Here is a 16,369-nt window from a genome sequence, read left to right as displayed (position 1 = left end):
CTGGCCTCAATTGCCGTGACTAGTAGGCTCCCGACGGCCGGATCATGGCCCTGAAGGTGCGCCACATGATCATCACGTCCCCCGCGATGGACCAGTTCTCCACGTAGTAAAGATCGAGCCGGACCGCTTCATCCCACGGAAGGTCGGACCGTCCATTGATTTGCCAGAGCCCGGTGATACCGGGCTTGATCAGGAGCCGTCGGTGCGTATGGCGTTCGTAGCCATTGACCTCCCGCGCCAACGGTGGGCGTGGACCCACCAAACTCATGTTTCCCACCAGGACGTTCCAGAACTGCGGCAGTTCATCCAGTGAGTACTTGCGCATCCACCGGCCACACGTGGTGACACGGGGGTCGCTGCGGATTTTGAAGAGGACGCCGGCTCCTTCGTCCTGGTTGTCGAGCTCGTTCAGGCGTGCTTCGGCATCGACCACCATGGACCTGAATTTCAGCATCCGGAATGTGGTGCCTTGCTTGCCGATCCGTTCCTGGCGGAAAAGGACCGGTCCGGGACTGTCTGCGCTGATGATCAGGGCCAGGAGCAGCAAGATGGGCGAAAGGATAATCAACGCAAGGGCGGAAACGGCTATATCCATGAGCCGCTTGAGGGTGTGTTTGCCCCCGGAATAGTGCGGGATGTCCATGTGCATCAGCGGCAGACCTTCCACCGGCCGCCAATGGATCCGCGGGCCCGCCACGTTGGTCAGTGTGGCTGCCAAAACCAGTTCGGCGGCGTCTTCCTCCAGGCGCCATCCGAGTTCCTGGATGAACTGGTTTCCTCCCGGTACGGGTCCGGCCACGATCACAGCGTTTGCCCCGGTCTGGCGGACGGTGTGCGCTATTCCATACAGGGATGCCAAAACGGGTACGCGGACCTGGTCGACGACCAGCACAGCGCCCTTCCTCGCGCCAGGGAGGCAAGCACCCAGGATGTCGTAGGGTGCGCCGGACTTTCGGTTGATCTGTTTGATGACGTAGCGGACGTCCTGCGGCTCCCCCACCACGATGGCACGGGACAGGCACCGCCCCCGGGACTTTTCCCGGGTCAACCACCTGCGGAAGCTCCACCTGCTGCCGGTCAAGGCCACGATGCCCAGCGGCAGGGAAACCAGGACATAGGAGCTGACAGACTCCACCCGGAAAACGACGGCGACGATCGCCAGGAAACCGAACACCCGGAAGCTGGCGGACAGGACCCGCTTGTATTCTTCGGCACCAACGCCAAGCACTTTCGGGTCCCGGGTCCGGTAGACCTCCAGGGCAGCGAGCCAGATGATCCCGAGGATTATCAACAGGGTCAGTTGGCGCAGACCGGGTGGGCTGGCGGCGAAAGGAAGCCCTCCGGTGTTGAGCGCATAGCCGGCTGTGACCGCGGCTGAAACCAAAAGGGTGTCGGCGACGCGAAGGCAGGTGACCAGGACATGTGTCCAGTCCTGGCGGCTCCGGTGTGGGGCCCTGACGCGTGAGCGGCGGTGGGTGACTGGCGGCACGAGGTCCAGGGTGACATCCGGCCTGGGCGCCGCCAGTCCCGCCTTTTCAGTCCGTTGTGCAGCAACGGACTTGTCAATCCAGGGAGACATCGGCGGATTGACGTGGGCAATAAGCTGTTCCGCTGGGAAGGCCGTTCCCACGGCGGCATGGCCTGCACCCTTGGGTGCTGCCGCCTTGCCTAAACGCACGACTGGAACTTTCACCTTGTCAGCCTTCTTCGCAGACCGTCCATTGCCTACATATCAGTGAAGCTTTGGCCGTAGAGGGGCGCACCAGTAGTCGGTACTCAAGTTTGCGCAGCCTTACCCACGGCTGCTACGTGCGAGTACCTAGCTGGCGGCGGGGGCACTACGTGTTTCAGTGCCCTCGTGGGACAGCGAAACGCCCGTGAATCCGGGCCTGCAGTGGGACAATCGCGGCGCGAAAAGGGCACAAAAAACCGGCCGCCGGAGGGCGGCCGGTTGAAAGGATGTTCAGTTCAACGACAGTTCAATGCAAGGACAGTTCAGTCGTCGACGCTCTCAAGCGCCTCGTCGTCATCGTCCTCATCCTCGTCGTCGAATACCTGGAGGGGCGTGACCTCGGAGAATGTCTCGTAGAGGGCGTCTTCGTACACTTCAAAGGCGTCGGCAACGGCGAAAAAAGCGGCTTCGACGGTAGGATCACCCTCACCGCGTCGTGCCGAGGCGGCGGCCAGGTGTTCTTCCAGGGCGGCGGTCAATGATTGAAGCGCGACACGCGGATCGATGCTCATGACTTCACGTTAGCCGGAAAAAGACGAAAATGGAGAGGGATGAGAGAACAATTTCCCGGCAGCTCCGTGGAGCGCCAAAGAGACTACGCCCGCCAGTACGAATACCTCGTATTGACAGTGGGACCCGCCGATTCGCTCCCCGACGCCAGGCAACGGCTGGCCGAACACTCCGAGTACGGCAAGTGGGAACTGGAACGAAGCGTGCTCTACATGGGCGGCGGACGACGTTTCTGGTTGCGCCGCAAGGTGTACTCCGTGCAGCGCACTGTCTAGGACCGCAGCTAGCCCTCGAGGGGTCCCAGCCAGGCGCTGGCAACAGTATTGTGGGCGGATTCGTCATTGGACGGATGAAAAATTCCGGCCAGGACATCCCTGTACAAGCGTTCCATCTCCGAGCCGCGGAAGTAGCTCGATCCCCCGGTCACCCGGATGGCCAGATCCACTACGTGGCGGGCGTTCTCCGTGGCCCGGGATTTGATCCCCACAAGTTTCGGGAACCACTGGGCGCCATGGTCCACGAGGTTGTCGACGTCGCGGGCCACTGACGATATCTGGGGGTAGATGCCGTCCATCGCCAAGGCCGCCTCGGCCACCTTCCACCTGATGTCCGGGTCCTGCGCGTAGCTTCGCCCTCCGTACTTCGCTGAAACACGACGCTTCACGTTGTCCACGGCCAAGGTGAAGGCCCTCTCCGCGACGCCCGTATAAACGGCTGCCAGCAACGTCTCGAAACACGCAAAGATGGAAAAGATCAGCAGATCCCGGTTGGGTCCCACAGGCAGCTTCCGGAAGATGCGCTCAGCGGGAATGACTGCCCCATGCAGCAGCGTCGTGTTCGAAGCACTCGCACGCATGCCCAGGGTGTCCCAGTCGCTCAAGGTCTCGTGTCCGGGCTCGTCACGGTGGATGAAGCCGAAAACCAGCTCCCCTTGGCCGTCCCTGGCGTCCGCGTCCTTGCCGAAGGTGCCAAGCCGGGTCCATCCACGCGAAAGGCTGGTGAAGATCTTCCGCCCCGTAAAGCGGTATCCACCATCTGGCAGCGGCTCCGCGACTGTGCCGGAATCGAAAAGCATGGAATCGTTGCCGGCCTCGGAAATGCCGAAGGCGAAAATTTCGCCTCTCCCGGCTTCCTTGAGGACGAAGTCCAGCGAGTCGTCACCCCGGGCCGCCATGACACGCGCGACGCCGGTCCACACCAAGTGCATGTTGACCGCCAAAGCGGTGGCCGGGGCAGCCGTGGCGAGCCGTTGCTGCAGCGCAGCCACCGCTTCGAGACCGAGTCCCTTGCCGCCGTCGTGCTCCGGGACGAACAAGGTGAGGTAACCGGCCGCTGCAAGTTCCTCCAGGTCCTCATGGAAGAACTGGTTGTTCTGGTCGTATCCTGCGGCCCGGCCGCGCAGGCGTTCGAGGAGGGTATCGGGGAGGATTTCTTCGGGCGTCATAACAGGGCCTCCTTGGATCGCTTGCCGCTTAGTAGTTGGTGAGCAGCGTGTTCAGTACGCGGGCGCCAAACTGCAGGGATTCGGCGGGCACCCGCTCGTCGACGCCGTGGAACATCCCGGTGAAATCGAGTTCGTCCGGCAGCATGAGCGGCGCGAAGCCGTACCCCGTTATGCCGATCTTGCTCAGGGATTTGTTGTCCGTGCCGCCTGAGAGCGTGTAGGGAAGGACCTTGGCTCCCGGGTCCTCCGAGTGCAGGGCATCGATCATCGAATCCACCAGGTTGCCGGCGAAGGGCACTTCGAGGGAAACATCCTTGTTCACGTAGCTGATGTCGATTCCGTCACCGGCCAACTGCTTGATGGTCTCGAACACCAGTTCCTGCTGGCCCGGCAGGGTCCGGCAGTCCACGAACGCCTCGGCGGATTCCGGGATGACATTGTGCTTGTAGCCCGAGCGCAGCAACGTGGGGTTGGAGGTGTTCTGCAAGGTGGCGCCGACGAAGCGGGCCACGGTTCCGAGCTCCTTGAGGAGGATGTCGGGATTGTCGGCATCGAATTCGACGCCGGTCAGTTCAGTAACGCCGTCCAGGAACTGCCGGGTAGTGGGGGTCAGCTCCACGGGCCACTTGTATTCGCCGATGCGGGTAACTGCTGCGGCCAGCCGGGTAACTGCGTTGTCGGTGTTGATCTGGGAGCCATGTCCCGCCCGGCCGTGCGCCACCAACCGCAACCAGGACAGGCCCTTTTCTGCCGTCTGGAGCAGGTAGGTCCGTTGGCCGCCGATGGTGGCGGAGAAGCCGCCGACTTCGGAGATCGCTTCGGTGGCGCCGTCGAAGAGTTCGCGGCGGTGTTCCACGGCATACCGGGCGCCGTACGTGCCGCCGGCCTCTTCGTCGGCGAAGAACGCAAAGATGATGTCGCGCTTGGGTTTGCGTCCGGTCCTGGCGAAGTCGCGCATGACGGAGAGGATCATCGCGTCCATGTCCTTCATGTCGACGGCTCCACGGCCCCACACGAGTCCGTCCTTCAGTTCGCCGCTGAAGGGGTCAACGCTCCACTGGTCCTTCAGTGCCGGTACGACATCCAGGTGTCCATGCACCACCAATGCGTCAGCGCTGGGATCTTCCCCTGCCAGCCGGGTCACGACGTTGGCCCGGCCGGGGGCGGACTCGAAGATCTCTGCCTCAAGGCCGACTTCGGTGATCAGGCCGGCTGTGTACTCTGCGGCTGCACGTTCGCCGGGCCCGGTGTCGTCTCCAAAGTTTGAGGAATCTATCCTGATGAGCTCCTGGCAGATCCTGACAACTTCGTCTTCTGGGCGGATGGCAGACATGGAAACTCTCCTTGCGTGGCTGGGCTGCAGGTTCCGGTGACGCGCGCGGCCTTGCCCGCGGCCCGTCCCGTGTACCTTCAGCCTACTCATCAGTTGGACCCCGGGTGGGGAATCCTCGGTGTCCACGTCTTCCTGGGACACGTCGTCGCCCGGTGTCGGTCCTCGATTTTTCAGGCACCTGAAACCGTGTTAGAGTTTTTCTCGCTGCTTCGGCGGAATATGAAGTACTGAAAGGTACTGGAGTGTCCGATCGAACACCACCTGCGCGGGTGGCGGAATGGCAGACGCGCTAGCTTGAGGTGCTAGTCCTCGAAAGGGGGTGGGGGTTCAAGTCCCCCTCCGCGCACAAGACCAAGGCCTGGAATCCACGGATTCCAGGCCTTGTTTGTTTATGGGAAGCGGCGCCCACCGTGGTGGGCGCCGCTTGTTGGTGATCCCGGGGTTATTTACGGCAATGCCGATACCGCCCCGAAGAAATGGCGCCTTCCGCTGCGAGGATTCCAGGCCACGTAGTCGGAGCGTTCCCATGCACCCGGGCCGGACTGGACGGTGGCAATGTCCAAAGCCACTTTCGCCGGCAGGAAGACGGGTGCTTCGAAAGCCACATCCCAGGTGAATGCTTCCGACTTGACGGCTCCAACGTCGGCCAGGGCGCGGGATGCCAAGTACATTCCATGGGCAATGGACTCCCGCATTCCCAGGGCCTTGGCCGAGAGCACGCTCAGGTGGATGGGGTTGAAATCACCTGAGACCGTGGCATAGGAGCGCCCGGTCTCCAGGCCGAGCTGCCACAGGGCGGTCGGATCCGGCGCCGAAAAATCACCCGGTGTGGATCCTGAAGGTGCGCCCGGCTTGTCGATGCCCGGGAGGAACACGCCTTTTGCCAGGTAGGTCGACACCCCGCGCCAAAGCAGGTCCCCGCCGCCATGTGAACGGACCTCGGCCACCACTTCCAGTTGCGTCCCCGCACGATGACCTGTCATGTTCTCCGCCCACGCCCTGATGTCCAGCGATTCGCTGAAGTGGATACCGGCATGCTGCTCCACGTGGTTCCTGAGGTGGATCATGCCCAGGAGTGGCAAGGGAAAGTCGTCCCGGTTCATCACGCTCATGGCCACAGGGAAAGCCAGTGCATGGACGTAGCCCGCAGGCAGGGTGTCGCTGGCCGTCTCCCCTACCAGGTGCTGGTAGGCGGTGAGGTTTTCGACGTCGGCCCTGACGCCATGTACTTCGTGGCTGACCGCGGGCAGCCGGGTGCCGTCAGTGGTGGCGCCAAGGACACGGCGGCGCGCCGCCATCGTTGCTGCGTTGACGTAGAGCCGGGACAGCGAGGGAAGCTCCCCGAGAACTACGGGTTGCGGAGTGTTCATGCTCCCACCAGCTGTTGCCCACACACCCGGAGCGCTTCTCCGGAGATGCCACCTGCGGCATCACTGGCGAGGAAGGCGATGGCTTCGGCCACATCCTGCGGCTGGCCGCCTTGCTTCAAGGAATTCAGCCTCCGGGCAGCCTCCCTGATGGCAAACGGCATCTTTGCTGTCATCTCTGTTTCAATGAAGCCCGGGGCGACCGCGTTGATGGTTCCGCCATACGGTTCCAGCAAGGCTGCAGTGGACCTGACCATACCGATCACGCCACCCTTTGATGCTCCGTAATTGGTTTGGCCCCTGTTGCCGGCAATGCCACTGGTGGAAGCCACCGACACGATCCGCGGAAACGCCCTGAAGTGCTCGGATGCCAGGAGTGCCTCGTTGATCCGCAGTTGGGCGGCGATGTTGACCGCAATAACGGACTGCCATCTGCCCTCGTCCATGTTGGCAAGGAGCCTGTCCCGGGTGATGCCTGCGTTGTGCACCACGATGTCCAGGCGGCCGTGGCGTTCCACGGCGTGTTCGATGATCCGGTGCCCGGCGTCGGCCCGGCTGATGTCCAGCTGCAGCGCCGTGCCCCTGACTTCGTTGGCCACTGCTGCCAAGTGCTCCCCGGCGGCCGGGATATCGACCACGACCACTGTTGCACCGTCCCGGTGGAGGGTGCGCGCAATGGCCGCCCCGATCCCCCGGGCGGCTCCGGTGACAACCGCGACCTTGCCTGCCAAAGGTTTGTCGGAGTCCGTAGGCAGTGCTCCCGAGGCCGAGGAGACGGTCAGGAACTGTCCGTCCACGTAGGCCGAGCGGCCTGAAAGGAAGAAACGCAAGGCGCCAAGTGCCGACGGGCTGGTGGTGGCGAGGTCGTCGTCGAGGAGGATCCCGTTGGCTGTGGCTCCCGACCGCAACTCCTTGGCCAAGGAACGCAGGAATCCATCGATGCCTTGGCGGGCCGCCGCGGAGGCAGGCGTGGGTGCTGACTGCGGCGTCCGGGACATGGTGATCACCCGGGCATTCGGTGCGAGGTCACGGAGGGAAGCTGCCGCCGCCAGCACTGTCTTGGAAAGGTCCTCCGGATGCTGCACGGCGTCCAGCACCAGGATGATGGCGCCCAGCTTTTCCTTGGGGAGGGCATTCCTTCGAACATCCAGTCCCCAGCCGAGGAGGGTGGTGGCGACGTCGTCGCTTCCTGCGCTGTCACCGCTGACCAGGACCGGCCCGGTCACCAGCGGTGCGCCCGGCTTGTACCGGCGCAGCTCCACGGGCTGAGGCAAGCCCAGCTTCTTCGCAACATTCCTGCCCAGGCCCTGGCTGACGAGCTGTGTGTACTTGTCTGTCATTGAGTTCCCCCTATGCTGCTTCCAGAAGCGCGACTACACCCTGGCCGCCTGCGGCGCAGACTGAGATAAGGCCGCGTGCCGGGCGCCCGTCAACAGTTCCCTTTTCATGGAGCATCTTCGCAAGGGAAGCCACAATCCGCCCGCCGGTCGCCGCAAACGGATGGCCTGCGGCCAGTGATGAACCATTGACGTTGAGCTTTGCCCGGTCGACCTTGCCCAGCGCGCCATCAAGCCCGAGGCGGTTGCGGCCGAATTCTTCGTCTTCCCAGGCTGCCAGCGTGCTCAGGACAGTCCCGGCGAAGGCCTCGTGGATTTCAAAGAAGTCAATGTCCTCAAAGGTCAGGCCGTGGCGTGCCAGCAGGCGGGGAACAGCGAAGACGGGGGCCATCAGCAGTCCGTCCTTGCCGTGGACAAAGTCAACCGCAGCCGCTTCTCCGTCCAGGACCGTGGCAAGCTTTGGCAGCTTGTGGTGGTCCGCCCACTCTTCCGTTGCCAGCAGAACTGTCGATGCGCCGTCGGTCAGGGGTGTGGAGTTTCCCGCGGTCATGGTCGCCTCGGAGCCGAGGTTTTTGCCGAAGACAGGCTTCAGGTTTGCAAGCTTTTCCAGGGTTGTGTCGGGGCGAAGGTTCGAGTCCCGGCTAAGGCCTCGGTACGGGGTGATGAGGTCATCAAAGAACCCGCGCTCATAGGCGGCGGCAAGGTTGCGGTGACTGTTGAAGGCAAGCTCGTCCTGGGCCTCGCGGCTGATGTTCCACTGCGCGGTCGTAAGGGCCTGGTGTTCACCCATCGACAGCCCCGTCCGGGGCTCGCCGGTGTTGGGGGCATCCGGGGCCAGGTCCTTGGGCCGGATGCGGCCGATGATCTTCAACTTCTGCATTGGAGTCTTGGCGCGGTTGAGGTCGAGCAGGATTTCCCTGAGACCCTCGCTGACGGCAATAGGTGCATCTGATGCCGAATCCACGCCTCCGGCAATGGCGGACTCGATTTGGCCCAACTTGATCTTGTTCGACAGGCCGATCACTGTCTCCAAGCCTGTGGCACACGCTTGCTGGAGGTCGTAGGCGGGGGTCTCCGGTGACAGGGCAGAACCCAGGACTGCCTCGCGGGTGAGGTTGAAATCCCTTGAGTGCTTGAGGACGGCCCCGGCAGCCACTTCGCCGATGCGTTCGTCCTGCAGCCCGAACCTGGCAATCAACCCTTCCAATGCTGCCGTGAGCATGTCCTGGTTGGAGGACTTCACATAGGCGCCGCCAGTACGGGCGAAAGGAATGCGGTTGCCGCCCACGACGAAGGCGCGTCGCGTCTGCTGGGGTGTGGTGGTGCGTTCCGGGCTTCGGCCGGTGGTCGCGTCTTCTTCAGCCATGCTTGTCTCCTTCGATCATTGCCAGTTACTGATACCCAGCGTACCTGATACGCTGGGTATCGTGAACAGCCCCCAACAGGAATTCCCTACTGCCGCAGAGGCTCCCCCGGGCGGGGCCTCCGCGGCGATTGACGGCCGTGCCTCCCGCTGGCAGTCCCATCGTGAAGAACGGCGTCGCGAACTCATCAAGGCCGCGCGGAAGGCAGTTCACCGACTCGGAAGTGATGCCTCCATGGAGGACATCGCCGGCGCCGCGGGCACCTCCAAGTCGGTGTTCTACCGGTATTTCGGTGACAAGGCCGGCCTCCAACAGGCCATGGGTGAGGTGGTCCTGGGGCAAATGCAGCGCCGCATGCGGGAAGCTGCCCAGCTCGCTCAAACACCCCGCGAAGGGCTGTTTGCCATGGTGTCCGCATACCTGCAAATGGCCGAGTCGAGTCCCAACGTCTACGCGTTCATCACTAGGCTCACGCCCGGTGAAGCATCCGCGCAGGATGCCATCGCGGCGTCCGGTGCATTGGGGAATTTTTTCGAGCAGATCACCGAGATGATCGCCACGCCCATGCGTGAGCATCTCGGCGGCGAAAAGGAAGCGGTAATCGTCTTTTGGCCCACAGCGGCCATTGGTTTGGTCAGAAACGCCGGCGAGATGTGGCTCGGAAGTCCCGCGGGCGCTGGAAAGCCGGACCAGGCGGCGATGGCCGGACAGATCACCGACTGGTTGTGCCTGGGTATCGCCCCGCAGCTGAAGGCCACCACATGACAGCACCAAATGACTCATCAGTTATCGGAACCAAAGAAGGAATCAACATGACTGAAGTAGTGGACCGGGCCTCATCGGCCAACAAGCCGGCAGGACGCGAGGACGCCGCCACTGCCGCCGAACCGAAAGTCGACGTCGCGGCCCTGGGTGAGCAGCTCCTCGGTAAATGGGCCGCAATCCGGCGCCAGGCGCGGGAGGTGGCCGGCAACCCCGCCGTTCAGAAGATCGAGGGGCTGCAGCACACCGAGCACCGTGCACGCGTGTTCGAACAGCTGAAGTTCCTGGTGGACAACAACGCGGTCCACCGCGCCTTCCCGAAGCGCCTGGGTGGCTCGGATGACCACGGCGGAAACATCGCCGGTTTCGAGGAACTGGTCACGGCAGACCCTTCCCTCCAGATCAAGGCGGGCGTGCAGTGGGGACTGTTCGGCTCCGCCGTCATGCACCTCGGGACCGCCGAACACCACGACAAGTGGCTGCCCGGCATCATGAGCCTGGACATTCCCGGCTGCTTCGCCATGACGGAGACCGGCCACGGCTCAGATGTAGCGAGCATCGCCACGACCGCCACCTACGATGCCGCCAGCCAGGAATTCGTTATCAACACCCCCTTCCGTGCTGCATGGAAGGACTACATCGGCAACGCGGCCAATGATGGTCTCGCGGCGGTGGTGTTCGCCCAGCTGGTTACCAAGAACGTCAACCACGGCGTCCACGCCTTTTACGTGGAACTCCGGAATCCGGCTACCAAGGAGTTCCTGCCGGGCATCGGCGGCGAAGACGATGGCATCAAGGGCGGACTGAACGGTATCGATAACGGCCGCCTCCACTTCACCGATGTCCGGATCCCGCGCACCAACCTCTTGAACCGCTACGGCGACGTCGCTGCCGACGGTACCTACACCTCCAGCATTGCAAGCCCGGGACGCCGCTTCTTCACCATGCTCGGAACCCTCGTCCAGGGGCGGGTTTCCTTGGACGGTGCCGCTGTTGCCGCCAGCAAGGTGGCACTCAAAACGGCCATCCAGTACGCCACCGAGCGCCGGCAGTTCAATGCCTCCTCCGCCACGGATGAAGAAGTCCTCCTGGACTACCAGCGGCACCAACGCCGGCTGTTCACCCGCTTGGCTACCACGTATGCTGCAAGCTTCGCCCACGAACAGTTGCTCCAGAAGTTCGATGACGTGTTCTCCGGCGCGCACGATACCGACGCCGACCGCCAGGACCTTGAAACGCTCGCCGCAGCCCTCAAGCCCCTGAGCACCTGGCACGCCCTGGATACCCTGCAGGAATGCCGCGAAGCGTGCGGTGGCGCAGGCTTCCTGATCGAGAACCGTTTCGCCTCCCTCCGTGCGGACCTCGATGTCTACGTGACGTTCGAAGGTGACAACACCGTCCTGCTGCAATTGGTGGCCAAGCGGCTTCTGGCCGATTACGCCAAGGAATTCCGGAGCGCCGACTTTGGCGTGCTGGCACGCTACGTCGTGGACCAGGCCGCAGGTGTGGCCTTGCACCGGACCGGCTTGCGGCAGGTGGCGCAGTTCGTGGCGGACAACGGTTCGGTTCAGAAGGCGGCCTTGGCCCTGCGCGACGAGGAAGGCCAGCGGACCTTGCTCGCGGACCGTGTCCAGTCGATGGTTGCCGAGGTCGGAGCGGCGCTGAAGGGTGCCAATAAGCTTCCCCAGCACCAGGCCGCGGCACTGTTCAACCAGCACCAGCACGAACTCATCGAAGCAGCCCAGGCCCACGCGGAACTGCTCCAGTGGGAGGCGTTCACCGAATCCCTGGCCCAGGCCGCGGATGAGGGAACCAAGCAGGTGCTGACCTGGCTGCGTGACCTCTTTGGCCTGTCCCTGATTGAGAAGCACCTGTCCTGGTACCTCATGAACGGCCGGCTTTCCATGCAACGAGGCCGGACTGTAGGCACCTACATCAACCGCCTTTTGGTCAAGATCCGACCGCATGCAGTGGATCTGGTGGATGCCTTCGGCTACGGCCCCGAGCACCTCCGCGCGCGGATCGCCACGGGAGCTGAAGCGCAGCGCCAGGACGAGGCACGTCAATTCTTCCGCGAGCAGCGCGCCAGCGGCAGCGCCCCCGCCGACGAGAAAGCCTTGCTGGCACTGAAAGCGGCGAAGTCCCGCTAGCAGCGTTTCTGTACTGTTCGGTGAACAGTCAGGGAATTCTCCGATTTCAGAGGTGTTAAAGCACGACGGGGCCGTCCCCACCAAAGGGGGGGGCGGCGCCGTCGTACTATTCCGCGGAACTTTGTTACCGCAGCACTGAGCGGTACACCTCAAGGGTGGTTTCCGTGATGGATTCCCAGGAGAAGTGTTCCTCTGCCCGGCGCCTTCCGGCGATACCCATTTCCCGGGCCCGCGCGGGGTCCGAAACGACCTCGTTCAACGCCGCAGCGAAATCACCCACGAATTTCTCCGGATCCAGCGGAGTGCCGGTGCCGTCGGTGACCTGTTCCAAGGGCACCAGCAGGCCGGTTTCGCCGTGTTGGACCACTTCGGGGATGCCGCCTGTGGCGCTGGCGACGACCGCCGCGCCGCACGCCATGGCCTCAAGGTTCACAATGCCCAAGGGTTCGTAGATGGACGGACAGGCGAAGGCGGTGGCATGGCTGAGGACCTGGATGAGCTCCCTGCGCGGCAGCATCCGCTCGATCAGGACCACGCCCTCACGCTTGCTCTGGAGCTCTTCGATGAGGCGTGCCGTTTCCGCAGCCAGTTCGGGGGTGTCGGCGGCGCCGAGGCAAAGCACCAGCTGGACATCCGCCGGAAGGCTCGAGGCCGCGCGCAGCAGGTACGGAACCCCCTTCTGGCGGGTGTTGCGTCCAACGAACACCACGCTGGGTTTTGCGGGATCGATACCCAACGCTTTCACGGCGTCGTCTTCCTCATCACGCTCCCACAAGGAGACATCGATGCCGTTGTGGACCACCCTGACCTTGTCCGGATCAACGTTGGGGTAGCTCCGGAGGATGTCTTGGCGCATGCCGTCCGAGACGGCGATGATGGCGGCAGCGGCCTCGTAGGCTGTTTTTTCCACCCAGGAGGACAGCGCGTAGCCGCCGCCCAGCTGCTCGGCTTTCCACGGCCGCAGGGGCTCCAGGCTGTGGGCACTGAGCACGTGGGGAATGCCGTGAAGCAGTGAAGCGAGGTGTCCGGCCATGTTGGCGTACCAGGTGTGCGAGTGGACCAGGTCCGCTCCCGCAATGTCCGGAACGATCCTGAGGTCCACGCCAAGCGTCTGGACTGCAGCGTTGGCTTCGCCAAGATCTTCGGGCGTGGCATACGAGGACACCGCTGCCCCGTGATAGTCGGCGTCGCGGGGCGCACCGAAGGCCCTGACCCGAAGGTCGACCTGCTTCGCCAGCACCCGGCTGAGCTCGGCAACGTGGACACCGGCACCGCCATAAATTTCCGGAGGGAATTCTTTAGTCACAATGTCTATTCGCACGCTAACCAACGTAGTCGTTCCGGCGTATGTGTTCTAGTGTGAAAGGGTCCGGAAAATCGGACTTTTGGGGGATACGAAGACGTACGGGGAGCAGTGACCATGGCGTTGAAGAAAGTTTTGGCAATCGTATTGGCCGGTGGCGAAGGCAACCGACTCATGCCGCTGACGGCGGACAGGGCCAAACCGGCCGTTCCGTTTGCCGGCGGCTACCGGCTAATTGACTTTGCCTTGTCCAATCTTGTTAATTCGGGATATTTGAAAATCGTTGTACTGACGCAGTACAAATCGCACAGCCTTGACCGGCACATCTCGGAAACATGGCGTATGTCCACGCAGCTGGGCCGGTACGTCGCCTCAGTTCCCGCACAGCAACGTGTGGGCAAGAGCTGGTTCCTTGGCAGCGCCAATGCGATCTACCAATCGTTGAACCTGATCCATGATGACTCCCCGGACATCGTGGTTGTGGTCGGCGCGGACCACGTCTACCGGATGGACTTCTCCCAGATGGTGGAGCAGCACATTGCAAGTGGAGCCAAGGCCACCGTCGCGGCCGTACGCCAACCGCTGAACATGGCCAACCAGTTCGGCGTCATCGAAGTGGACCAGAACGATCCCCAGAAGATCGCAGCCTTCGTGGAGAAACCTGCCAGCACCCCCGGACTCGCAGCGGACCCCTCGCAGTTCCTGGCCTCCATGGGCAACTATGTCTTCAATGCCGACGCTTTGGTCGAAGCGCTGCATGTGGATGCTGAACGCCTGGACACCAAGCACGACATGGGTGGCGACATCATCCCCTATTTCGTGGACCAAGGTGAAGCCGGAGTGTACGACTTCACCCTGAACGATATTCCCGGTGCCACCGATCGTGACCGTACTTATTGGCGTGACGTCGGTACAATCGATTCCTTCTATGACGCCCACATGGACCTCATCTCCCCCGTGCCGGTGTTCAACCTGTACAACTCCGAGTGGCCGATCTACACCCGGCAGAGCATCTCCCCGCCTGCCAAGTTCGTCCGCGGTGGGAACAACACGGTGGGCACCGCCTTGGATTCGATCGTTGCCAGCGGTGTGGTGATCTCCGGTGGCATCGTGGAAGGCTCTGTCCTTTCCAACGACGCCTATGTTGCGGCAGGCAGTCGTGTCCAGGACTCCGTCCTGATGGACAAGGTGTACGTCGGTGAAGGGGCAGTGATTAAGCGGGCGATTCTGGATAAGAACGTCAAAGTCCCCGCTGGTGCTGCCATCGGTCTTGACCCGGCTTTGGACAAGGCCCGGGGATACAAAGTCACAGAGTCCGGCATCACGGTCCTTGCCAAGGGCCAGGTGGTTCCGGAGCCCGGTGAAGCTGAGCTCGAGTTGTCCGCCAGGCATCGGGGCGCGTTGCCGGAGGCCGTCAAGGCTGCTACGCACCACGACCCCGACATCCGTGACTCCGCTGAAAAGGTGGCCGCAGGAATACAGTCCCGCGTGACCGGTCCGGCGTCGCAAGGTGCCGCCAACTAGGCCGCCGGCCTTCAACTGAACCGGACAGAACCCGAGGCAGGCCGCGCTCTCCCAAGGCTGTAAAATCAGGTCAATGAGCTCCACCGATCTGACGCCTGAAGAGATCCAGGCCTGCCTCAAGGTTCTGACCACGATCCACGTCTATGACGAAGAGCACCCGGACTACATCGCAGTCCGGCGTGCCACCGGCAAGATGTTCAAGGCCGTCAAACGCCACCGCCGTGTCACCAAGCGCGATTCCATCGCCGAAGCAGACCGCGCCGTCATCGCCCTGACGGCCACTGCCGCCCCTGATCGCATCGACGACGAGACCCGTGGAAACAAGCTCGCTCCTTCCACGACGGGTGAGATTGCCGGACACCTGATCCGTTCGCGGCCTTGCTACATCTGCAAGCAGCACTACACCCAGGTGGATGCGTTCTACCACCAGCTGTGCCCCGAATGCGCAGCCTTCAGCCACAGCAAGCGCGATGCCCGCACGGATCTCACGGGTCGTCGCGCGCTGCTGACTGGTGGTCGCGCGAAGATCGGCATGTACATCGCCCTGCGCCTGCTCCGGGATGGAGCCCACACCACCATCACCACAAGGTTCCCCAAAGACGCCGCGCGCCGGTTTGCCGCCATGGAGGACAGCGGTGATTGGCTGCACCGCCTCCGGATCGTGGGCATCGATCTTCGTGATCCGGCGCAGGTCATGGCCTTGACCGACTCCCTCAACGAGGCCGGCCCGTTGGACATCATCATCAACAACGCCGCCCAAACCGTTCGCCGCTCAGGGAACGCCTACAAGCCCTTGGTCGATGCCGAGGATGAGCCGCTTCCGGCTGCCTTGGAAGCTGCCAACGGTGGCCCGGAGCTCGTGACCTTCGGCCATGCGCACGACAAACACCCGTTGGCCCTGGCCAGCAGCGTGACCGAGCACCCCGTGCTGGCAGGTGACGCCATCACTTCCCTGGCATTGTCCACCGGTTCGGCAACCTTGGAACGGATTGAGTCAGGAACCGCCATCGACGCCGGCGGCTTGGTCCCCGACCTCGCCACCATCAACAGTTGGACACAGGTTGTCGATGAGGTGGACCCGCTGGAGATGCTCGAGGTGCAGCTCTGCAATGTCACTGCACCGTTCCTGCTGGTCAGCCGGCTGCGGGGCGCCATGAAGCGGTCCACGGCGCGCCGGAAATACATCGTCAATGTCTCGGCCATGGAGGGACAGTTCTCCCGCGCCTACAAGGGACCGGGGCACCCGCACACCAACATGGCCAAGGCTGCCTTGAACATGATGACCCGCACCAGTGCCCAGGAGATGCTGGACTCGGACGGCATCCTGATGACCGCCGTCGATACCGGCTGGATTACCGATGAGCGCCCGCACTACACCAAGGTCCGCCTCATGGAAGAAGGGTTCCACGCTCCCCTGGACCTGGTTGACGGTGCTGCCCGCGTGTACAACCCCATAGTGATGGGCGAAAAGGGCGAAGACCAGTACGGGGTGTTCCTCAAGGACTACAAACCCTCCCCCTGGTAAACCCCCCCCGTCGGAGTT

Annotated in this window: 13 protein-coding genes and 1 tRNA gene; 6 read left to right on the top strand and 8 right to left on the bottom strand. The window is 63.0% G+C overall.

Translation table 11 applies throughout. From position 1 onward, the window contains the following. Positions 1 to 19: 19 nt before the first annotated feature. Positions 20 to 1,693 (bottom strand): sugar transferase, encoded by a 1,674-nt coding sequence (locus N5P29_RS10980; RefSeq protein WP_262275015.1) that lies wholly within the window; start codon positions 1,691 to 1,693, stop codon positions 20 to 22. 302 nt (positions 1,694 to 1,995) lie between these two features. After that, a complete protein-coding gene (locus tag N5P29_RS10975; protein ID WP_262275014.1) occupies positions 1,996 to 2,244 on the bottom strand; it encodes a hypothetical protein in 249 nt (82 codons plus the stop codon). Between the two features lie 39 nt (positions 2,245 to 2,283). Between N5P29_RS10975 and N5P29_RS10970 the strand changes: the two genes are divergently transcribed. After that, on the top strand, positions 2,284 to 2,517 hold the full coding sequence (locus N5P29_RS10970; RefSeq protein WP_262275013.1) for a DUF5703 family protein: 234 nt from the start codon (positions 2,284 to 2,286) through the stop codon (positions 2,515 to 2,517). A gap of 8 nt (positions 2,518 to 2,525) precedes the next feature. Here N5P29_RS10970 and N5P29_RS10965 read toward each other — a convergent pair whose 3' ends face one another. Then, positions 2,526 to 3,686, bottom strand: coding sequence for an acyl-CoA dehydrogenase family protein (locus N5P29_RS10965; RefSeq protein WP_262275012.1), 1,161 nt, complete (start codon positions 3,684 to 3,686; stop codon positions 2,526 to 2,528). A gap of 28 nt (positions 3,687 to 3,714) precedes the next feature. After that, positions 3,715 to 5,019 carry a M20/M25/M40 family metallo-hydrolase gene (locus N5P29_RS10960; protein ID WP_262275011.1) on the bottom strand — a complete coding sequence of 435 codons (1,305 nt, stop codon included), beginning with the start codon at positions 5,017 to 5,019 and terminating at the stop codon, positions 3,715 to 3,717. Positions 5,020 to 5,282: 263 nt separating this feature from the next. Here N5P29_RS10960 and N5P29_RS10955 point away from each other — a divergent pair. Then, positions 5,283 to 5,365, top strand: a tRNA-Leu gene (locus tag N5P29_RS10955). Positions 5,366 to 5,465: 100 nt separating this feature from the next. On the opposite strand, the gene N5P29_RS10950 is transcribed toward N5P29_RS10955, so the two are convergent. Genes N5P29_RS10950 through N5P29_RS10940 form a run of 3 tightly spaced genes read right to left on the bottom strand, consistent with a single transcriptional unit; the run spans position 5,466 to position 9,089 of the window. After that, positions 5,466 to 6,389, bottom strand: a complete 924-nt coding sequence (locus N5P29_RS10950; RefSeq protein WP_262275010.1) for a MaoC/PaaZ C-terminal domain-containing protein — start codon at positions 6,387 to 6,389, stop codon at positions 5,466 to 5,468. Continuing rightward, positions 6,386 to 7,726 (bottom strand): 3-oxoacyl-ACP reductase, encoded by a 1,341-nt coding sequence (locus N5P29_RS10945; RefSeq protein ID WP_262275009.1) that lies wholly within the window; start codon positions 7,724 to 7,726, stop codon positions 6,386 to 6,388. Before N5P29_RS10945 ends, N5P29_RS10950 begins: the two co-directional genes overlap by 4 nt. A gap of 10 nt (positions 7,727 to 7,736) precedes the next feature. Continuing rightward, entirely contained in the window at positions 7,737 to 9,089 is a 1,353-nt protein-coding gene (locus N5P29_RS10940; RefSeq protein WP_262275008.1) for an acetyl-CoA C-acetyltransferase, read from the bottom strand. Between N5P29_RS10940 and N5P29_RS10935 the strand changes: the two genes are divergently transcribed. Continuing rightward, on the top strand, positions 9,088 to 9,852 hold the full coding sequence (locus tag N5P29_RS10935; protein ID WP_262275007.1) for a TetR/AcrR family transcriptional regulator: 765 nt from the start codon (positions 9,088 to 9,090) through the stop codon (positions 9,850 to 9,852). The genes N5P29_RS10940 and N5P29_RS10935 overlap by 2 nt on opposite strands. Before the next feature lie 47 nt (positions 9,853 to 9,899). Further along, complete coding sequence (locus N5P29_RS10930) at positions 9,900 to 11,999, top strand: acyl-CoA dehydrogenase family protein (RefSeq protein ID WP_262275006.1); 2,100 nt, start codon at positions 9,900 to 9,902, stop codon at positions 11,997 to 11,999. 124 nt (positions 12,000 to 12,123) lie between these two features. On the opposite strand, the gene glgA is transcribed toward N5P29_RS10930, so the two are convergent. Then, positions 12,124 to 13,320: a glycogen synthase gene (gene glgA, locus N5P29_RS10925; RefSeq protein ID WP_262275005.1), complete on the bottom strand. Its 1,197-nt coding sequence runs from the start codon at positions 13,318 to 13,320 to the stop codon at positions 12,124 to 12,126. A 93-nt stretch (positions 13,321 to 13,413) separates the two neighbouring features. Between glgA and glgC the strand changes: the two genes are divergently transcribed. Beyond that, positions 13,414 to 14,826 carry a glucose-1-phosphate adenylyltransferase gene (gene glgC / locus N5P29_RS10920; protein ID WP_262275004.1) on the top strand — a complete coding sequence of 471 codons (1,413 nt, stop codon included), beginning with the start codon at positions 13,414 to 13,416 and terminating at the stop codon, positions 14,824 to 14,826. A 73-nt stretch (positions 14,827 to 14,899) separates the two neighbouring features. Further along, positions 14,900 to 16,351 carry an SDR family NAD(P)-dependent oxidoreductase gene (locus N5P29_RS10915; RefSeq protein ID WP_262275003.1) on the top strand — a complete coding sequence of 484 codons (1,452 nt, stop codon included), beginning with the start codon at positions 14,900 to 14,902 and terminating at the stop codon, positions 16,349 to 16,351. Positions 16,352 to 16,369: the final 18 nt, after the last annotated feature.

Source organism: Paenarthrobacter sp. JL.01a (genome assembly GCF_025452095.1).
GTDB lineage: Bacteria > Actinomycetota > Actinomycetes > Actinomycetales > Micrococcaceae > Arthrobacter.
The sequence above is the reverse complement of the archived record's forward strand: the minus strand, read 5'-3'. Positions and strand labels throughout refer to the sequence as shown.